A 2,185-nucleotide genomic window follows, 5' to 3' on the forward strand; every position below is an offset into this window, starting at 1 on the left:
GTTATAGGTTACAAAATTTTCAATATTGATTAAATGGCTGTTCGAAGCCGAATATGCGGCCTTTGGAACTGAACCATTCCTGTCAATCGAATACCGGTCGGCAAACGTACCTGTTCTGTCGGTATTCAGGTTTGCGCCCACATTCGACCTGATTACAAGTCCTTTTATTGGTTTTAGTTCCATATAAGCAGACAAGAGTGTACGGTTGATGATCGATTTTCCGGAATATACATCTGGTTGCTCATCTGCAAGGGGATTCACAGAAGTTCCCGCAAGCGGATAGACAATAAAATTGCCCTGTGCGTCGAAAGCATCACCCAAAGGCGATATTTTGTTGGCCTGGTTTAAGGGATCCCTTCGGTTATCTATCTCGTAATGGGTAAACTGTGCCTGCATCCCCGTTGTGAAATACTTTCCAATGTTCTGATCGAGGTTTAACCGCGCCGAGTAACGTGCCGATCTGTCGTTTTTGAGGAGTCCTTTTTCATTTAAATAATCGAGCGAAAAGTAGGCTTTGGTTTTTTCGGTTCCGGCCCTAACACCGAGCTGATAATCCTGTTGGCTTCCATCGTGGAGCAATAGATCCTGATAGTTGGTAAACTGGTTATTCTGAACGGCTGCATATTCGGCCGAATTAAAGATTTTGATATCATCGGCAGGGCTGGCCCAGTTCCCTGTGGTACGATAGGCCTGGCGGCGCTGCTCAACAAATTGCTGGCCATCCATTACACCCGGATACCGTGCAACCTGCGAGATCCCGTAATAGGAATTAAGTGATACAACGGCTTGTCCGGAAATCCCTTTTTTAGTGGTTACCAGGATTACACCATTGGCACCTCTCGATCCGTATATTGCAGTAGAGGAAGCATCCTTGAGTATTTCCATTGAAGCAATATCGTTCGCATTTAGATCCTGCAAACTTCCGTACTGCACACCATCAACAATAATAAGCGGACCGTTTCCTGCTGAAATGGAACGGGTACCCCTAATATTAATATTAACGCCCGATGAAGCTGAGCCACTGCTTCTGGTAATATCAACACCCGGTACTTTTCCCTGAATAGACTCAAGCGGATTTGCCGAAGGCACTTTAGCAATATCATCCCCCTTAACAGATACAACAGCACCTGTAAGATCGCGTTTTTTTACTGTTCCATATCCAATAACAACAACATCGTTCAAGTTGGTTTCGTCTGGCGACATCTTGATACTAATTTGACGCTGTTCGCCCACAGTTACTTCGCGGTTTGCATAACCCACGTAATTAAAAATGAGCACCGCAGTGTTGTCTGGTACACTTATGCTAAATTTCCCATTGCCGTCTGAACTTGTGCCCTGGGTAGTGCCCTTAAGGAGTATACTCACCCCAATAAGGGTTTCACCGGTTTTGGCATCTGATACCTGGCCGATAACGGTACGGTTCTGCGCTGTAGCAGTAAAAAAAAGCAGACAGCACATAGCCAACGATAGATACAATTTGATCATAATATTTGGTTAGGTTTTCAATAGCACATCAAATCCTAAAATTCGATATACATGTTAATTATTAGTTAGATGCAAACGGCACAAAGACCTGAAATCCAGCACCGAACAACATACCCAACAATCTTACGGAGTTTTAATCAGAGCCTGCAGTAAATTGGATTATTTATTTGTGCAATCGTTTGCGGAGCTTAATAAAGCAGAAATCAGAAAGGAATTTAGGCTAAAAACGATACCTGATAAATTTAAAAAAATGCAATAATATTATACAAGCTATGCTATATAAATAATGGCCAAGAATATAATTTTTTATGCGGCCGTTCAATGGAAATCAATCTTTTTTTGATGTATTAATGGTAAAAATCAATAGATACAGCATTACGCAAACGATAACGGGAACGATTGCACAAATATTTAGACATAAAAACACTAATTAAACATATACATTATGTAACTTAAATAATACAACAACCGAATATTAACCAAATGTGCTTAAAAAAACTTCTGCCCTGTTGTAAAAAATTCTAACCAAAAAAAACCAAAAATGAGAAACAAAAATCTATGCCATTATTTAATGGCTATTAGCATCCCTATGCTGATGTTCAGCTGCGAAAAGTCGGCTCAACTGACTGACGAAACTAATAACACATCACTTTCAACCGACCAAACCATTCCGAACCTTGCAACAACCGAAGCTATATGT

The 2,185-nt window shown here is 40.9% G+C and carries 1 protein-coding gene; it reads right to left on the reverse strand.

All coding sequences use genetic code 11. The features are described 5' to 3' along the window. Positions 1-1,485: SusC/RagA family TonB-linked outer membrane protein (locus tag AC1DND_RS26290; RefSeq protein WP_477585603.1), on the reverse strand; the 1,485-nt coding region annotated here is incomplete at its 3' end. Between the last annotated feature and the right edge of the window lie 700 nt (positions 1,486-2,185).

This window comes from Pedobacter sp. 01N416 (assembly GCF_056399685.1).